The sequence below is a fragment of the Ruegeria sp. B11 genome, assembly GCF_056539785.1.
Window position 1 is genome coordinate 129,057 of sequence record NZ_JBQFVO010000007.1, and the last position, 16,655, is coordinate 145,711.

General features: G+C 56.0%; 15 protein-coding genes. 6 read left to right on the top strand and 9 right to left on the bottom strand.

All coding sequences use genetic code 11. The features are described 5' to 3' along the window. Positions 1 to 11: 11 nt before the first annotated feature. Together msrA and msrB are read right to left on the bottom strand one after the other, a co-directional pair. Positions 12 to 524, bottom strand: a complete 513-nt coding sequence (gene msrA, locus ACR0I1_RS18885; protein WP_480616042.1) for a peptide-methionine (S)-S-oxide reductase MsrA — start codon at positions 522 to 524, stop codon at positions 12 to 14. Next, positions 524 to 970 carry a peptide-methionine (R)-S-oxide reductase MsrB gene (msrB, locus tag ACR0I1_RS18890; protein WP_170399151.1) on the bottom strand — a complete coding sequence of 149 codons (447 nt, stop codon included), beginning with the start codon at positions 968 to 970 and terminating at the stop codon, positions 524 to 526. The genes msrA and msrB overlap by 1 nt, the downstream gene beginning before the upstream one ends. A 143-nt stretch (positions 971 to 1,113) precedes the next feature. Here msrB and ACR0I1_RS18895 point away from each other — a divergent pair, with 143 nt between their 5' ends. After that, positions 1,114 to 1,635: a glutathione peroxidase gene (locus ACR0I1_RS18895; RefSeq protein WP_170613470.1), complete on the top strand. Its 522-nt coding sequence runs from the start codon at positions 1,114 to 1,116 to the stop codon at positions 1,633 to 1,635. On the opposite strand, the gene ACR0I1_RS18900 is transcribed toward ACR0I1_RS18895, so the two are convergent. The 6 genes from ACR0I1_RS18900 to ACR0I1_RS18925 all read right to left on the bottom strand — a co-directional run bounded on the left by ACR0I1_RS18900 (position 1,611) and on the right by ACR0I1_RS18925 (position 9,115). Further along, positions 1,611 to 2,498 carry a DMT family transporter gene (locus ACR0I1_RS18900; RefSeq protein WP_480707533.1) on the bottom strand — a complete coding sequence of 296 codons (888 nt, stop codon included), beginning with the start codon at positions 2,496 to 2,498 and terminating at the stop codon, positions 1,611 to 1,613. The two genes, ACR0I1_RS18895 and ACR0I1_RS18900, sit on opposite strands and share 25 nt — an antisense overlap. A gap of 181 nt (positions 2,499 to 2,679) precedes the next feature. Next, positions 2,680 to 4,227 (bottom strand): hypothetical protein, encoded by a 1,548-nt coding sequence (locus ACR0I1_RS18905; protein ID WP_480707534.1) that lies wholly within the window; start codon positions 4,225 to 4,227, stop codon positions 2,680 to 2,682. Positions 4,228 to 4,401: 174 nt separating this feature from the next. After that, positions 4,402 to 4,689, bottom strand: coding sequence for an HU family DNA-binding protein (locus ACR0I1_RS18910; protein ID WP_010442901.1), 288 nt, complete (start codon positions 4,687 to 4,689; stop codon positions 4,402 to 4,404). A 130-nt stretch (positions 4,690 to 4,819) separates the two neighbouring features. Further along, on the bottom strand, positions 4,820 to 6,283 hold the full coding sequence (locus ACR0I1_RS18915) for an AMP nucleosidase (protein WP_480707535.1): 1,464 nt from the start codon (positions 6,281 to 6,283) through the stop codon (positions 4,820 to 4,822). Continuing rightward, the gene (ade, locus tag ACR0I1_RS18920) at positions 6,280 to 8,082 is read right to left on the bottom strand and encodes an adenine deaminase (RefSeq protein ID WP_480707536.1); all 1,803 of its coding nucleotides are present in this window, start codon (positions 8,080 to 8,082) and stop codon (positions 6,280 to 6,282) included. The genes ACR0I1_RS18915 and ade overlap by 4 nt, the downstream gene beginning before the upstream one ends. 157 nt (positions 8,083 to 8,239) lie before the next feature. Continuing rightward, positions 8,240 to 9,115 carry a LysR family transcriptional regulator gene (locus tag ACR0I1_RS18925; RefSeq protein WP_170399135.1) on the bottom strand — a complete coding sequence of 292 codons (876 nt, stop codon included), beginning with the start codon at positions 9,113 to 9,115 and terminating at the stop codon, positions 8,240 to 8,242. Positions 9,116 to 9,232: 117 nt separating this feature from the next. Here ACR0I1_RS18925 and ACR0I1_RS18930 point away from each other — a divergent pair, with 117 nt between their 5' ends. Both ACR0I1_RS18930 and ACR0I1_RS18935 read left to right on the top strand, forming a co-directional pair. Beyond that, positions 9,233 to 9,988 carry a class II aldolase and adducin N-terminal domain-containing protein gene (locus ACR0I1_RS18930; protein ID WP_170515321.1) on the top strand — a complete coding sequence of 252 codons (756 nt, stop codon included), beginning with the start codon at positions 9,233 to 9,235 and terminating at the stop codon, positions 9,986 to 9,988. A 24-nt stretch (positions 9,989 to 10,012) separates the two neighbouring features. After that, positions 10,013 to 10,999 carry a sterol desaturase family protein gene (locus ACR0I1_RS18935; protein ID WP_170613458.1) on the top strand — a complete coding sequence of 329 codons (987 nt, stop codon included), beginning with the start codon at positions 10,013 to 10,015 and terminating at the stop codon, positions 10,997 to 10,999. 65 nt (positions 11,000 to 11,064) lie between these two features. Here the strand turns inward: ACR0I1_RS18935 and ACR0I1_RS18940 are convergent, their stop codons facing one another. Continuing rightward, positions 11,065 to 11,697, bottom strand: coding sequence for a class I SAM-dependent DNA methyltransferase (locus ACR0I1_RS18940; protein WP_170408735.1), 633 nt, complete (start codon positions 11,695 to 11,697; stop codon positions 11,065 to 11,067). An 88-nt stretch (positions 11,698 to 11,785) separates the two neighbouring features. On the opposite strand from ACR0I1_RS18940, the gene ACR0I1_RS18945 reads away from it, so the two are divergent. From ACR0I1_RS18945 to katG, 3 genes are all read left to right on the top strand, one after another. Continuing rightward, a complete protein-coding gene (locus ACR0I1_RS18945) occupies positions 11,786 to 12,643 on the top strand; it encodes an SDR family oxidoreductase (protein ID WP_170515316.1) in 858 nt (285 codons plus the stop codon). Positions 12,644 to 12,689: 46 nt separating this feature from the next. Beyond that, positions 12,690 to 13,673, top strand: coding sequence for a glycosyltransferase family 2 protein (locus tag ACR0I1_RS18950; protein WP_223117253.1), 984 nt, complete (start codon positions 12,690 to 12,692; stop codon positions 13,671 to 13,673). 424 nt (positions 13,674 to 14,097) lie between these two features. Then, positions 14,098 to 16,299 carry a catalase/peroxidase HPI gene (gene katG / locus ACR0I1_RS18955; protein ID WP_480707537.1) on the top strand — a complete coding sequence of 734 codons (2,202 nt, stop codon included), beginning with the start codon at positions 14,098 to 14,100 and terminating at the stop codon, positions 16,297 to 16,299. The last annotated feature ends 356 nt before the right edge of the window (positions 16,300 to 16,655 follow it).

Genomic DNA, 16,655 nt, shown 5'->3' on the forward strand with positions numbered 1-16,655 from the left:
TACCGCGCAAGTCATTCTGCCGCACTGGAGCGTTTTGGCAGCACCCAGTCCGGGCGCGGGAAATGGCAGGTGTATCCGTTGGGGATGCGCTCTAGGTAATCTTGATGCTCGGGCTCGGCTTCCCAGAAATCGCCGACGGGTTCGACTTCGGTCACCACATTGCCGGGCCAAATGCCGCTGGTGTTGACATCGGCAATTGTATCTTCGGCCACCTGTTTCTGGGCATCGTCCACATAGTAGATCGCCGAGCGATAACTCATTCCGCGGTCATTGCCCTGACGATTCAGGGTGGTCGGGTCGTGGATCTGGAAAAAGAACTCTAGCAGATCGCGATAGGTGATCTGGGTCGGGTCGAACCAGATTTCGATCCCTTCAGCATGGGTGCCGTGGTTGCGATAAGTTGCGTTTGGCACATCGCCACCGGTGTACCCGACGCGGGTGCGCGAGACGCCGGGCAATTTGCGGATCAGGTCCTGCATGCCCCAAAAGCAGCCTCCGGCCAGAACGGCGCGTTCATCGGTCATCAGATATCCTCCACATGGATCAGAAATTCGCCATACCCTTCGGCCTCCATCTCGTCGCGATGAATGAACCGCAGCGAGGCGGAATTGATGCAATAGCGTAGCCCGCCATGTTCGCGGGGGCCATCGGGAAACACATGGCCCAGGTGGCTGTCGCCGTGTTTCGAGCGGACCTCGGTCCGGATCATGCCATGAGTGGTGTCGCGAAACTCTTCGACATGTTCATGTATGATTGGCTTGGTGAAACTGGGCCAGCCGCAGCCGGATTCGTATTTGTGGGTCGAGGCGAACAACGGCTCGCCCGAGACGATATCCACGTAGATGCCCGGTTCCTTGTTGTTCAACAGCTTGCCAGTGCCCGGGCGTTCGGTGCCGCTGCGCTGGGTGACGTGAAATTCTTCAGGTGAGAGGGCCGCAATGACCTCGGGGTCTTTGGTATAACGGGACATGGATCCTCCGGTGTTTGAATGATGATGTCCTATTTGGGCATAGATGCGCAGGAATCAAAACCATATTACAGCGCGCTCGCGGGTCTGTGCAGTTGATCCAAACGAATGCACGGCGCGTATGATTTATAACAGGAGGTGAAGTGATGTTCCGTATGGCTCTGTTGACTGCTCTGATCTTGTTGGGCAAAGCCCTTCAGGCGGCACCACTGACGGGCGAATTTTCATCAATCGATGGTGGGACAATATCACTGGAAGACTGGCGCGGACAGCCCGTGCTTGTGGTCAACACGGCGTCGCTTTGCGGCTTTACCGGACAATACGCAGCGTTGCAGGAGCTGCACGAAACATATGAAGAACGCGGGCTGGTAGTACTGGCGGTCCCGTCGAATTCGTTCAAACAAGAGCTGGCGTCGTCGAAAGAGGTCAAGAATTTTTGCGAACTAAATTATGACCTTACGCTTCCGATGACGGATATCACTCCAGTGAAAGGTTCGGATGCCCATCCGTTTTACCAAGCTGTTGCTGCGCAGACTGGCTTTGTCCCGAAATGGAACTTTAACAAAGTGCTTATTGGCCCCGAGGGTGAGGTCGTTGCCACCTATGGGTCAAGCACCAAGCCAAATGCGCCTAAGTTGATAGATCAGGTCGAGGCGTTGCTGCGCTGACCGGGTTCGCGCGACAGCTGTACGGCAAGAATTCCCAGCGTTGTGATCAGAACCCCCACCGCATCCAATGGGCCAAGCTTCTCACCCAGTAAAATGGCTGCGATGGTCACGCCGAATACCGGGTTGAGGAAATGGAATGTTGCCGCACGGATCGGGCCGATGCGATCCAGTAGCAGGAACCAGATGAAAGTTGCCAGAAGGCCCGGGAATAGCGTGGTGTAGGTAAAAGCCAGCATAAAAGGCAGTGTGGCGTGGATATGAATAGACTCGAACACCGGGGCGGCGAGAAACAGCACCGCCGATCCGATAAGCATCTGCAGCCCAACCACCATCATGAAGTTACCGCCCGAAGTCGCCCCCCGAACAGCCAAGGTGGCAAAGGTCAGCGCCAGCGCCCCGATTCCGCAGAGCAGAACCCCGAACAGATCGACACCAGCGTTAATCCGGCTACCCATGATCAGCGCGACACCGACAAAACCTGCCAGCAAGCCGACGATGCCCAGCGGGCGTATCCGCTCACCCAATAGCAGCCAGCCGGCTAGGGCTACCAGCAGGGGCATAGTCGAGGCGATGATCGCCGCGACCGAAGCCTCGACTGTCTGCATCGCATAGAAGTTTAGACCCAAATAAAGGGCATTTTGGCAGATTCCGAACAGAATAGTGGCGCGCCATTGGTTGCGAGTCAGGCGCCAGCTTTGCCCCATGGCGCGTGCGATCGCCACGCCCAGTAGTCCCGAAATCAGAAATCGCAGCGCCAACGAGAACAGAGGCGAGGCATCGGCAACGATGATCCGCGCCGAGCTGAAGGCCGAAGACCAGATGAGGGCGAAAACAAGCCCCATGGCGATGGCGCGCAGGTCCATTACGGCCTCCTGATGAAATTCGGGCGACTGTTCCTGATTTTAACATGAGCTGCAAGGACCCATTGCGTCGAATAGCGGGGTCGCCCGATAGTTGGCATCAATGAGCTTGCGCGCAATGAGAATGAGCAGAGCTTTTGTAGAAAAGCACTGCTCATCATTATGATTCAGCTTGTCGCTTGATTCAGGCGAAAAAGCTAAGATCGTCCATCGAGAACCAACCCGCGTTCTCAACGTGCTCGTTGATGATTTCACCTCCCGATGCGACGAACTCGACGTGATCAATATCGCGCCAGTCAAACTCGTGTGTGACGTGATCGAATGTCAGATCGACCTCTGCGGAGTGCACCAGCTCATCGCCATTATAGGCATTGATAGTGACTTGGTTTGCCCAGTTCGATTCAGGAATATACGTGGTGTCCGATCTGGAAGCATTGGCCAAGGAAACGCTGTTGAAGTTGAATTCTTCGCCATCGCTTTTCGAGAAGCCGACAGTTGCCCCCCAGGAATTGAACGCCTCCAGGTCGGGGTCGGGGTTTGAGCCACCGTATTCGTATGGGGTTAGAATACCATCAGTGTTGCTCTGCCCTTTGCTAACACTTGCAATAAATGCACCATTCAGCACCTGATCACTGTCATTGATGCGGGTTCCGTCATTGAAATCCAGCACGAACTCTTCAAGCGGGTCAGGCGCGGTCAGTTCCGGGAAGTATTGGAACAAGGATTCAGGGATGTCCTCGACCTTTTCATACAAAGAAATCTCTTTCCCGCCTGCGTCTGGATAGCTGGTGACCTTCAATGCCCAAGAAGCACTGTCGTCCCCGTCCAGTTGCAGCACGTCAGAACGGTTTCCATCCGCATAAAGTGTAACGGTTACGTCCCCGTTATCTTTCTCCAGCCGACGTTCTGAGATTTGTCCGTCCTGATAGGTGGTCGTGATCGAATCCCAGGATTTCGCATCCAGCTCATCAGTCTGGCTGATGCTGACGCGCTGGCTATCTGACCAGACCTCGTGCTTCACGACGCCGTTGTCATATGTCTTTGTCTTTTCAGATTTCTTTCCACTGCCATCAAATGAGGTGCTGATGGTTTCCCACGACTTTATGTCGCTTCCGTCTGTCTGCGTTACGTTGCTACGCTGTCCGTCTGTCCACGTTTCCTGTTTGACAATTCCATTGTCATAGGTGGTCGTCCGTCCGGTTGTTTCTCCGTTGACATCGAAGAACGTGTCGATCCGATCCCAGGATTTGGTTTGTAGAAAGTCCTGAACAGTACTGAAATGACCGGGCGCGAAGGCTTCAACCGTCCGGGCACCATTATCGTTTGTTATCGTGCGGCCTATGATATTGCCCGACGCATCATAGCGTAGAACGATCTGGTCCCAGGGTTTTGCACCGTCTCCGAAAAACCCATCTTGGATGAGAATCTCATTCGGAACTCCATTTTGAAAGGTCTCGGTCACGCGGATACTGTCTGGATAAACCGTTCCGCGTTCGGTCATTATGCCATTGGCGTCATAGTCAATGAACCGATTATCAAAGCCCAATGCCTCTTCTGTTTCGACATAAAATTCCTGACGCAAAACGCCGTCTTCGTAAGTCCCGAAGACCTCGTATCCGGCATCAAAAGTCGTCCGCGTTGCAACGACAACATCGTCTTCAATCGTGTATTGGATGCTTGCCCAGTCGAATTGATTTTCTGTATCGAATTCAGTGGTTTGATATCGTGCCAAAAATCGAGATTCCTCAATAATACTTCCCATTAAGCGAGTGGATGAGGAATATGACACAACTATGGCGATAGTTGCAAAAACTCGATATTAATCAGATGTTTACATAGCTTATTCAGGCAAAAAAAGGGCCGCCCGGTGGCGACCCCTTCGATCTTGCTATCTGTCTTCGGCGAATTAGCCGTTGACGCTGTCTTTCAGAGCTTTCGCGATGGTCATTTTGACCACTTTGTCGGCTTCTTTCTTGAACTGCTCGCCGGTGGCGGGGTTGCGCACCATGCGCTCGGGGCGCTCGCGGCAGTAGATTTTGCCAACGCCGGGCAGGGTGACGGCACCACCGGCCGAAACTTCGCGGGTGATCAGGCCTGTCATGGCCTCCAGCGCAGCGTTTGCGGATTTCTTGTCAGTTCCCATTTCCTCAGCGAGAGCAGCCACCAGCTGAGTCTTTGTCATAGGCTTTGCCATTTCTTGGTCTCCTTAACGTGCCCGATCTATAGGGCCTCACCGCGTAACTGTAACGGGATATTGTGGCTGAACACAACGAATAGTAGCACTAAAAACCCCAAAAATAGGGGAAATTCGTTGCTTTTTTGCTTCAGAGAAAGGCCGTTTCGTCGAACGAACGCAATTTCCGGCTGTGTAATCGTTCCAGCGGCATGCAGCGCAAGTGTTCCATCGCCCGGATTCCGATCGCCAAATGACGACTGACCTGAGTGGTATAGAACGCCGAAGCCATGCCGGGAAGTTTTAATTCACCATGCAAGGGCTTATCCGAGACGCACAGCAACGTGCCATAAGGAACCCGAAACCGATAACCGTTGGCTGCGATTGTTGCACTTTCCATATCCAGCGCAATCGCACGGGACTGGCTGAGCCGTTGCACCGGGCCGGACTGATCGCGAAGCTCCCAATTGCGGTTATCGACCGAGGCGACAGTACCTGTTCGCATGATACGTTTCAGCTCGTAGCCTTCCAACTCGGTTACCTCGGCCACAGCCTGTTCCAGCGCGACCTGAACCTCGGCCAGCGGTGGGATCGGCACCCAGACGGGCAGGTCGTCGTCCAGCACTTTGTCCTCGCGCAGGTAGGCATGTGCCAGTACGAAATCCCCAAGCGCCTGCGTGTTGCGCAGACCGGCGCAGTGGCCGACCATCAACCAGGCGTGCGGGCGCAGAACCGCAATGTGGTCGGTGGCCGTTTTGGCATTCGATGGCCCGACGCCGATATTGACCAGCGTGATCCCAGACCCATCCGCGCGTTTCAGGTGGTAGGTTGGCATTTGCGGCAGTTTAAGGGGCTGTTCCAGTACGGCTTCGGCGTCCGTGATCTCAACATTCCCGGTCGAGACAAAGCTGGTATAGCCGCTGTCGGGATCGGCCAGTTGAGCCCGTGCGTAGCTCTCAAATTCCGAGACATAGAACTGATAGTTGGTGAACAGCACATGGTTTTGGAAATGGCCGGGGTCAGTCGCCGTATAATGCGACAGTCGTGCAAGCGAATAGTCCACCCGCTGGGCTGTGAAGAGCGCAAGGGGTTCCGCTTCGTTTTCCAGCTCGTGCACGCCATTCACGATATCGTCGTTTGTTGTATTCAGGTCCGGTACATCGAACGCATCGCGCAGAGTGAACCCAGCTGCACCCTGATGCGGGACAACCAGATCCGGGTTATTGGCGACAGCGAAATGGACCGGGATCGGCGTTTCCGAAGCTCCGATTGTGACCGGCTGATCGTGGTTCTTGATCAATAGCGCGATTTGCTGGGTAAGGTAGGACCGGAACAGATCGGGGCGCGTCACTGTCGTGGCGTGCGTGCCCGGCTCGGACACGTGACCGAAGCTCAGCCGGCTGTCGACCTGCGCGTAAGACGAGGTCCTGATCCGGATTTCGGGGTAGAACGCCCGAAACCTCTCGGTAGGAGCGCCGTTCTTAAGTGCATTTGCAAACCTATCGCACAGGAATTTTGTCGCCTGTTCATAGAGCTCTTCTAAACGTGCGACAGCTGCAAGCGGATCGCTAAATTTCTCGGGGTTGGGAACGTCAGGTGTTCGGATAGTAGTCATGCAAGGGGTTCCAGAAGGTCGATCTTTACGAATGTACGTACGTCCACCAGCCCAAGGTCCGAGATCCGCAGTTCTGGGATCACAACCAGGGCCAGCAGAGAATGCTGCATATATGCGTTGTTAAGCTGACAGCCGCAGGTCTTCATCGCCTCGACCATTTGTTCTGCTTTGGCGGCAACCTCAGTCGCTGGGTTGTCGGACATCAGGCCTGCGATCGGCAGTTCCACCAAGGCCAGTTCCTCGCCATCGCGAAAGATTGTGATGCCTCCGCCCACTTCGGCCAGCCTGTTCGCGGCCAGCGCCATCTGTTCACGGTCGGTACCGACAACAATCATATGGTGGCTGTCATGCGCAACGGTCGAGGCCATGGCCATTTTGCCTTGATACCCAAAGCCCGAGACAAAGGCGTTAGTCACACCCCCCGTGGCGCGATGCCGCTCGACCAATGCGATCTGGCACACGTCGCCTTCGCCTTCAACAAGCCCTTCGATAATCGGCAGCTCGGATTTCAACGCTTGCGTTGGGGCCTGATTTTCAACCACCCCGATCACGTTGGCCGTGACACGGTTCGCTCCGGCAGGGGCTGCGATTTCAAAGTCTGTCGAGGTCAACGCATGCCCTAGGTGTACGGTATTTCGCGCCTTAGCGGGCCAGTTCAGATGCGGGCATTCGACCGTTACCGTCCCGTTTTCAGCCACAATCTGACCGCGCGCAACCACGGTTTCGATCGGAAGCTCTACCAGATCAGAACTCACGATAATGTCAGCGCGCCGCCCGGGTGTGATCGAGCCGATCTCGCGTTCCAACCCAAAATGGGTCGCCGTGTTGATCGTCGCCATTTGCAGCGCAACCAGAGGATCGCAACCACAGGCAATCGCATGTCGCACTACGCGGTTCATGTGTCCGTCATTTACCAGCGTTCCCGAATGGCAGTCGTCGGTGCACAAGATGAAGTTGCGCGGGTCCAGCCCTTTTTCAGTCACCGCAGTAATCTGGCTTTCGACATCATACCAAGCCGACCCCAACCGCATCATTGACCGCATTCCCTGACGGACACGTGCGATGGCGTCTGCCTCGCAGGTGCCCTCATGGTCATCAGCAGGGCCGCCGGCGACATATGCCGCGAAATCAGACCCTAAATCAGGCGAAGCATAGTGCCCGCCAACAATTTTCCCGGCGCGCTGTGTGGCTGCGATCTCTGCCAACATTTTCGGATCGCCATGAATGACACCGGGAAAGTTCATCATCTCGCCCAGTCCGATGATACCGGGCCACGACATCGCCTCGGCCACATCCTCAGCAGTGATTTCGTACCCGGTCGTCTCCAACCCGGGAGCTGATGGCGCGCAAGACGGCATCTGGGTGAAGATGTTCACCGGCTGCATCAGCGCTTCGTCATGCATCAGACGCACGCCTTCCAACCCCATCACGTTTGCGATCTCATGCGGGTCGGTGAACATCGAAGTTGTGCCATGCGGAATGACTGCGCGGGCAAATTCTGCCGGGGTCAACATGCCCGATTCGATATGCATATGCGCATCGCATAACCCCGGCACCAAATAGCGACCGTGCGCCTCGATGATCTGAGTCTCAGGACCGATACAATGCGCGGCGTCCGGCCCCACAAAAGCGACGCGCCCCGCAGCGATCGCCACGTCATGGTCAGGCAGGGTTTCGCGGCTATGCACATTGATCCAGACGCCGCCACGGATCACCAAATCGGCAGCCTCGCGGCCAGCAGCAACAGCGATGAGACGAGGGGCGGTATCGGGCCAACTTGGGAAGGGAGTGTATTCCATGGCCCAACTTTCCCGAATGCGGCGCAAGGTGCAACCCCCACTATTAAGGTATCATGGAATCATCACAAAACCTGCCATCCGCAGCGCGCCAGCGCTGCCACGCCCAACCAGAGGAGAGGCCCGAAGGGCATTGACGATGGGTGGGAGCGACCCGCGATTAGTTGTGGCGATCGGCTTCAATCTCCGCGCGCAGCCAGTCGACAAACGCCAACGCGCCCGGCGTTTCCTCGGCTTGGGGCGATAGCAATAGATAATAGGCCTCGGGCATAGCAGCGCGATGGTTGAACGGCGCGATCAGGCGGCCTTCTTCAATCAACCGTTTTGCGATCATGTCGTGGGCTAAACACAAGCCTCCTCCGGCCATCGCAACCGACAGGCTGACCAGATAGGTCGTCGAATAGGTTACCTTGGGTTTTTGCCAAGTTAGACTCTGATCTGTGATCCAACTCTCCCAATTCGACAACAAATTTGAACAGTCGAATAGGGGCTGTTCCTGCAGAGTTTCCAGCGTCACCGGGAAGTCGGGGGCACAGACAGGATAGTAGTGATCTGTTCGCAGCAATTCCGTTCGCACCGTATCGGCTGGGCGCAGCGAATAGCGGATTTCCACCGCCGCGCCTTCGGCCATTTCACGCGGCTCCCAGAGCTCAGTGAAGATATTCAGATGTACATCCGGATGCAGTTCCCGAAACCGGGGTAGGCGCGGAGCCAGCCAGTTGACGGCAAATGTGATGTTGCTCTGGACCTGAACCGCGTTTTGTTGTGCGCCCGTGACGGCTTGTGTCCCCCTTACCAGAGTTCGAAAGGCTTCACGCACGACCGGCAGATAGGTGATACCAGCTTCGGTCAGCTCCAATGCACGCGGACGACGAAGGAATAAGGGCTGACCCAAATAGCCCTCTAGTGATTTGATTTGCTGGCTGACTGCGCTTTGCGTCATGTTCAAATCCCGCGCCGCCCCCGTGAATGACAAATGACGGGCCGCCGCTTCAAATGTGCGTAGCCAGCCGAGCGGTGGAAGTGATTTCTGCATGCTCATAACTCTGCCAGTAGTTTTACTAATGAACTAGGCATGTTTTTTTCGTTGGTCAAACGTTTGCGGTGAAGGCACGATTTCCCAGAAGTCAATTGACCAGCGAAGGAGCCCGGCATGAGCGTTACAAACCTGCGTCCCAACATCGATCATTGGTCCGAACGCGTGGACATGGCCGCCGCATTCCGCTGGACCGAACGGTTGAACATGCATGAAGGGGTGGCGAACCATTTCAGCCTTGCGGTGAACGAAGACGGCACGCAGTTCCTGATGAATGCCAATCAGATGCATTTCGCGCGTATCAAGGCGTCAAATCTGCTGCTGCTTGATGCCAATGACAAAGATGTCATGGACCAGCCCGGCGCACCGGATCCGACGGCTTGGGGGCTCCACGGATCGATCCACCGCCATTGCCCGCATGCGCGCTGCGTGATGCACGTGCATTCGATTTTTGCGACGGTTCTTGCCTCGCTGGCAGACAGCAGCTTGCCGCCGATCGATCAGAACACCGCAACTTTCTTCAATCGCTACGTAATCGATGAAGAATTCGGAGGTCTGGCTTTTGAAAACGAAGGTGAGCGCTGTGCCGCGATGCTGTCGGACCCGAAAAAGAAAGTCATGATCATGGGCAACCACGGGGTTTTGGTGATCGGCGACAGTCCGGCAGATGCCTTTAACAGACTCTATTATTTTGAACGCGCCGCGGAAACGTACATTCGTGCTCTTCAAACCAGGCAACCTTTGCGCGTTCTGTCCGATGAGATTGCTGAGAAAACCGCGCAAGAGCTTGATGAATATCCCGGTCAGGCCGAAGCACATCTACGCGAAATCAAATCTGTTCTGGATGCCGAAGGCTCGGATTACGCAACCTGAAGCGCACTGTTAGGAGTTTCAGCCATGACCGATATGCATGATGCAGAAGCCGCCCGATGGAATTACCGCCCCGAAGGGCCCGTCGGTTTGAACCCTTTGTTCAACTGGCCGCCGCGTCCTGCGGCTATCCTGAACTGGTACAAAGGGGCTTGGCTTCCCCTTACGTCGCTGACGCTTTGCATGGTGATGGCTTTTGCCGCCTATTTCGTGTTTTTACCTCCATTAGAGACCATGCAGAGTTTCGCGCCCGGCTGGATGTTCCGTATCTGGCTGCTGAACATGGTGCCTCAGATCATGATAGCAGGAGGTCTGCATTGGTGGCTTTACATGCGCAAAGGGCAGGGCATGTACAAGAAATTCGACCGGCGTGATCTGACACGTGACAATGGGTCGTTTACCTTTCGAAATCAGGTTTTGGATAACATCTGGTGGACGCTGGGAAGTGCGATGACTGTGGCGACGGTCTATCAGTGGCTGATCTACTGGGCGATGGCGAATGGCTATGCGCCAGTGATAACCTGGGCCACGGCCCCCGTTTGGTTCGTGATCTGGATGCTTTTCATCCCGATGTGGTCAGGGCTTCATTTCTACTGGGTGCACCGATTGGAACATCACCCGAAACTCTACAAGCACGTTCATGCTGTGCACCATCGCAACGTCAATATCGGACCATGGTCAGGAATATCGAACCATTGGTATGAAAACCTTCTCTATTTCACCACCTACTTCATCCATCTGATTGTACCATCGCATCCGCTGCATCTGCTGTTTCACGCCTACTTCCAGCAGATCAGCCCTGTACTGTCTCACTCGGGTTTCGAAAAGCTGAAGGCTGGTGAAACGGATGCCGCGCGGGCAGGGGACTTCTTCCACCAGCTTCATCACCGGTATTTCGAGTGTAACTACGGCACATCCGAGATTCCGTTCGACAAGTGGTTCGGCACTTATCACGATGGTTCAGCCGAGGCGACAACGCGGACACGGGCTTTCAAGAAGCAGATGTATACTTAAACACGAAGGCGTTCTGCCCCGCCGAGTTCTGCATAGGTCCGTATATGACCTACGCAGAGCTTTGGTCAGGTTTTCTCAAACAATGCGATCAAAGCGACGTCATCTTTGTTGGGGCCGGCAGCAAGATCGCCATAAATCCGGACCTGCGTTAAAGATAAGTCTCTGATCTGATCCGCCTCGAGGCGGCGGAAGGTATCGGCGAACCCGAGCGCCTCAAAGTGTTTTGCGTTGATCGACAGGGCGAACTGCGCACCGTGGCGTGCGACACGCAAGAGCGCTGGCAAAACTTCTGGCCCAAGATGGCCATGGGTGAACGTTCCGGACGAGACGACACCGGCATAGCTGCCGCGCGGAACCGGCAGGCCCTGATTGAGATCGGCTTCGATCGCGTCGCGATAGATATCCTTGCGCATCGCCTCGTCCAGCATTTCGGCGCTGATATCGGTGGCGTCGATCGGACCCACGCCTAACCCGGCCAGAATAGCTCCGCATAACCCAGTGCCTGCGCCTACATCCAATACCGGGCCTTGTCCGCCTGCACCCACAAAAGCGCGCGCCGTGTGGATGTGGAGTTGATAATCCTCAAGCGCTGCGAAACTGTCGTCATATTCCCCTGCCCATTCCGCATAAAGGCGCTTGTTCTCCTCGGGCGATTTCAGGGAGTAGGCTGCGTGCAAGTCAGGTGTCTTTTTGGTCATTTCTCAATGAATGCGCATCAGAGGATTCGAATCAAGTGCGTCCATCCGGCGCTTGCATCCACGTGCCGGGCAGATCATCAAAGGGACCATGACACAGACACTATTCTCCTTCGGCCACGGCTATTCTGCCCGAGCGATATCGAGGCAACTGGATCCAACCACATGGCGGGTCATCGGAACCACGCGTGATTCCCAACAACTTGAGACAATTCGCGATTCGGGTGCCGAGCCTCGTGTCTGGCCAGGGGATCGGCCTGATCTGGACGGGGTGACGCATCTGCTTGTCTCTACAGCACCCACAGCCGATGGTGATCCGGTGCTGGCGGAATTGAAGGATGAGATCGCCGCGCGGATCGGACAGTTCAAATGGGTCGGCTACCTGTCGACCACAGCCGTTTACGGGGATCACCAGGGAGGCTGGGTGGATGAGACGACGCCCGCCACACCGACGGCTGAACGTGGCCGTTGGCGCGTGCGTGCCGAGGAGCAATGGGGCGGCATTCCGGGCCTGCCCTTGCATATCTTCCGACTGGCAGGGATTTACGGGCCGGGTCGCGGGCCGTTTTCAAAGCTGAAACGCGGAGGTTTGCGGCGGATCATCAAGCCGGGCCAGGTGTTTTCGCGCATTCATGTTGACGACATCGCACAGGTTTTGATCGCGTCGATGGCCAAACCCAATCCGGGTGCGATCTACAATGTCTGTGATGATGAACCGGTGCCACCGCAGGATGTGATCGGTTATGCCGCCGAGTTGCAAGGTCTGCCGATGCCACCTGCTGTTCCGTTTGATGAGGCTGATCTGACTCCGATGGCGCGCAGTTTCTATAATGAGAACAAGCGCGTTCGGAATGATCGGATCAAGGATGAACTGGGCGTCTCATTGCTCTATCCGAACTACCGTGTAGGGTTGGAAGCACTGATGCAGCATCAGAAGGATGCCACTTGATCACCGCGCCTTGCCAAGAAACCGGCACGGATTGTATGTGATTTCGATGAAAGACCGCTCTGTCCCGCTGAACATTACCGTTTCGACCCTGACCCGGCAGCGGCCCGAGATGCTGGCCGCTTTGATTCGAAGCTGGGGAGAGATGAAGCTGCCGCCCGACTGCTCGGTGCGATGTTTGGTGGTGGAAAACGACAGCTCAGCGCTCAGCGAAGGTACCGTGCAGGCAGTAGGGGAGAAGCTGCCTAATGGAGCAAGTCTGAACTATGTCCTTGAGACCGAACTCGGCATCCCGTTCGGACGCAACCGAGCCGCGCGCGAAGCGTTGGAGAATGGCTCGGATCTGCTCTGTTTTGTCGATGATGACGAGGTGGTGGCGGTCGATTGGCTTGAACGGTTGGTCGCCGGGTATCGCAACAGCTCTGCCGTGCTAATGGGCGCTCCGCTTCGTGCGGCGGGGCCAACGGGGCAGGAGACCGCGATTCAGCGGCTGATGTTGCGCAATATCAGCAATCGTTACCTCGACAAGGAAAACGCGGCTGCAAAGAAAGCCACGTTGAACGGTACCGGTGGCGTGACCATCGTGACAAACAACTGGCTGGGCGAGACACGCCTGTTCAGCGAAACCGGCCTTTGGTTCGATGAAACCATGCGGATGACCGGCGGGACGGACGCAAAGTTTTATGCCGAGACCGTTGCTGCAGGCTTACCGGTCGGCTGGGTGCCCGACGCTTTTGTGTACGAGACCATTCCTCCCGAAAGGTTGTCATTCTGGTATCAGACCGCCCGCGGAAGGGACCAGTCCAACACCCATATGCGCCGTAAGCTTGATCAGAAGCCAACAAAGGCGATCTTGGGGTTTCTGAGCACCCCCTTTCGCTTGTTGGCGCTGTTAGGGGCAATCCTTCTGTTTCCGTTCCAACCAGATCGGCGATTGATCCAGATCGCCCGAACGGTTGGGTGGCTTGTCGGGGTATTGGGAATTCCCTTCGGCTATAAATCGGCCCTTTATAAGAAGGTCAGTGGCCACTGAATCTGGGCCGGTCAATCCGTTTTGCGTTAGACTCAGTTCAGTCGTTTCATGCGCGGCCATCATCGGAAGTTTATTTGCGTCCACTCTCTCTCGTGCCCGACTTGCGAGGCACGGTGAAGCTTGGTGGTGCAATCGCAATCACGCGCTTCAGGGTCAGGCTGCGCGCAGATGTTCAAGTGATAGCTCTGGATTATCAATATCATCAAAAAACAAAACTTATATGAATGGCTTGGATTTGCTAAATCTACATCCAAACAGAAAGAACGAGTCGTTAATGCTATTTCCTACAATGAAGGCAGGGCCGATCTGCGCGATCCCGCGTAACGCCCATGCCAAGGACGAGCGCAAAAACACTCAAGACCCCTGTTTCTCGTTTCAAAGTTAACCGCGCGACGCACACATCTAGCCAGGACTGGAGATCGATATGGACGGAAGTGATACCCCCAACATGGGCAAATGCCCGGTAATGCATGGCGCCGAGGCCCGGTCCAACCGGGATTGGTGGCCGAACCAACTGAACCTGTCGATTCTGCATCAGCATAGCCCTGCATCGAACCCGATGGGCGAGACATTCGACTATGCCGAAGAGTTCAAGAAGCTCGACCTGAAGGCACTGAAGGAAGACTTGTATGCGCTGATGACAGATTCGCAAGATTGGTGGCCCGCAGATTATGGTCACTATGGCGGTTTGTTCATTCGTATGGCCTGGCACGCAGCGGGCACCTACCGCACGGCAGATGGCCGCGGTGGCGCATCGACCGGCAATCAGCGGTTCGCGCCTCTGAACAGCTGGCCGGACAATGGCAACCTGGACAAGGCGCGCCGTCTGCTTTGGCCGATCAAGCAGAAGTACGGCAACCAGATCTCGTGGGCTGACCTTTACATATTGGCGGGCAACTGCGCGATCGAATCCATGGGCGGTACGACCTTTGGCTTCTCCGGCGGTCGCGAAGACATCTGGGCACCTGAGGAAGACATTTATTGGGGTGCCGAGACCGAATGGCTGGCCCCAACTGAGAACCCGCACAGCCGCTATTCGGGCGAACGTGATCTGGAAAACCCGTTGGCCGCTGTGCAAATGGGTCTGATCTATGTGAATCCCGAAGGTCCAGATGGTCAGCCAGATGCCTTGGCTTCAGGTCGCGATATTCGCGACACCTTTGGCCGAATGGCGATGAATGACGAAGAAACCGTTGCTTTGGTTGCGGGTGGTCACACCTTTGGTAAGGCCCACGGCGCCGGTGATCCCGGTCTTGTCGGTCCCGAACCCGAGGCCGCCCCGATGGAGGCGATGGGCTTTGGCTGGATCAACGACTTTGGCAGCGGCAAGGGTGATGATACCACCACCAGCGGCATCGAGGGTGCCTGGACCGCAAACCCGACCAAGTGGGACAACGGTTACTTCGACCTGCTGTTTGGCTACGACTGGAACCTGACCAAGAGCCCAGCGGGCGCATGGATCTGGGAACCTGTTGGGGTCAAGGAAGAGGACATGGCCCCGGCAGCGGGTGATCCATCGAAAAAGGTCAAGACTATGATGACCACCGCCGACATGGCGATGCGCATGGACCCGATCTATGGCCCGATCTCGAAGCGCTTCCACGAAAACCCGGACGAATTTGCCGATGCCTTTGCCCGCGCGTGGTTCAAACTGACCCACCGCGACATGGGTCCGCGTGCGCGTTATCTGGGAGCCGAGGCACCCAGCGAAGAGCTTATTTGGCAAGACAACGTCCCGGCCGTCGATCACGCGCTTATTGACGACGCTGATGTAGCCGATCTGAAAGCCAAGATACTCGCGACGGGATTGTCTGTCTCAGATCTGGTGTCGACCGCTTGGGCTTCGGCCTCGACCTTCAGGGGATCGGATATGCGTGGCGGTGCCAACGGTGCGCGCGTTCGTCTGGCCCCGCAGAAGGATTGGGAGGTCAACGAACCGTTGAAACTGTCCAAGGCGCTGGATGCGCTGGAAGGCGTTCAGAAAGCGTTCAATGACGCACAGTCTGGTGGCAAGAAGGTCTCATTGGCCGATCTCATTGTCTTGGGTGGTGGTGCTGCCATCGAAAAGGCAGCCAAGGCCGCAGGTCATGACGTTGATGTTCCCTTTAGCCCCGGCCGCACCGATGCTTCGCAAGAGCAGACGGATGTCGAGTCTTTCGCGGTGATGGAGCCGATGGCGGACGGTTTCCGCAACTACCTGCACAAGGAATACTCGGTTCCGGCCGAGGCCCTGCTGGTGGACAAAGCGCAACTGCTGACGCTGTCGGCACCGGAGATGACTGCGCTTGTAGGTGGGATGCGTGTGCTGGGCACAAACTTTGACGGAACTTCTCATGGTGTGCTGACCGAACGGGTCGGCACGCTCAGCACCGATTTCTTCGTGAACCTGCTGGATATGGGCACCGAATGGAAACCATCCGGTGACGGCGTCTATGAAGGCCGCGACCGCGCTAGTGGTGACGTGAAGTGGACAGGTACCCGCGTGGATTTGATCTTTGGGTCGAACTCGCAGCTGCGGGCACTGGCCGAGGTCTATGGTCAGGACGACGCAGGCGGCAAATTTGTCTGCGATTTCGTCTCGGCCTGGAACAAGTTGATGAACGCGGATCGTTTTGATCTGAAGTAACCCTATAACCATCGCAGTAAATTGCGCCGCCCGAGGAGAGTCGGGCGGCGTTTTCATGCGCCTGACTCAGGGCGCGTACCAAGCATTGGGTACGATTCCGCCGAGAGACTGTTCTTTCTCTTTCTATAAACCTCTTTTTTGTGAGTTTTCGGGAGGATTTGTCAAGCTAACCTGTTGTTTTTATTAAGGTGAAGAGGAAGGTGGTCGGAAATGTGAAGTTTTTTCAAATTGGGGGTTGCAGGTCCCAGACCTAATCCGTAAATACCCCTTCACCGGCGCTGCTGAGGTGCTGGGACGCGGTGGAAGCTGCGGAGACGCTCGGGAGAGACTGGGGGCATCTGAGGTTTTTGATTGGG

Coding starts and splice junctions, on each gene's coding strand:
- ACR0I1_RS18945 (WP_170515316.1), top strand. CDS start 11,786: ATGACACAGACACTATTCTCCTTCGGCCACGGCTATTCTGCCCGAGCG.
- ACR0I1_RS18895 (WP_170613470.1), top strand. CDS start 1,114: ATGTTCCGTATGGCTCTGTTGACTGCTCTGATCTTGTTGGGCAAAGCC.
- msrA (WP_480616042.1), bottom strand. CDS start 524: ATGACCGATGAACGCGCCGTTCTGGCCGGAGGCTGCTTTTGGGGCATG.
- ACR0I1_RS18910 (WP_010442901.1), bottom strand. CDS start 4,689: ATGGCAAAGCCTATGACAAAGACTCAGCTGGTGGCTGCTCTCGCTGAG.
- ACR0I1_RS18940 (WP_170408735.1), bottom strand. CDS start 11,697: ATGACCAAAAAGACACCTGACTTGCACGCAGCCTACTCCCTGAAATCG.
- msrB (WP_170399151.1), bottom strand. CDS start 970: ATGTCCCGTTATACCAAAGACCCCGAGGTCATTGCGGCCCTCTCACCT.
- ACR0I1_RS18930 (WP_170515321.1), top strand. CDS start 9,233: ATGAGCGTTACAAACCTGCGTCCCAACATCGATCATTGGTCCGAACGC.
- ACR0I1_RS18900 (WP_480707533.1), bottom strand. CDS start 2,498: ATGGACCTGCGCGCCATCGCCATGGGGCTTGTTTTCGCCCTCATCTGG.
- ade (WP_480707536.1), bottom strand. CDS start 8,082: ATGGAATACACTCCCTTCCCAAGTTGGCCCGATACCGCCCCTCGTCTC.
- ACR0I1_RS18950 (WP_223117253.1), top strand. CDS start 12,690: ATGAAAGACCGCTCTGTCCCGCTGAACATTACCGTTTCGACCCTGACC.
- ACR0I1_RS18915 (WP_480707535.1), bottom strand. CDS start 6,283: ATGACTACTATCCGAACACCTGACGTTCCCAACCCCGAGAAATTTAGC.
- ACR0I1_RS18925 (WP_170399135.1), bottom strand. CDS start 9,115: ATGCAGAAATCACTTCCACCGCTCGGCTGGCTACGCACATTTGAAGCG.
- ACR0I1_RS18935 (WP_170613458.1), top strand. CDS start 10,013: ATGACCGATATGCATGATGCAGAAGCCGCCCGATGGAATTACCGCCCC.
- katG (WP_480707537.1), top strand. CDS start 14,098: ATGGACGGAAGTGATACCCCCAACATGGGCAAATGCCCGGTAATGCAT.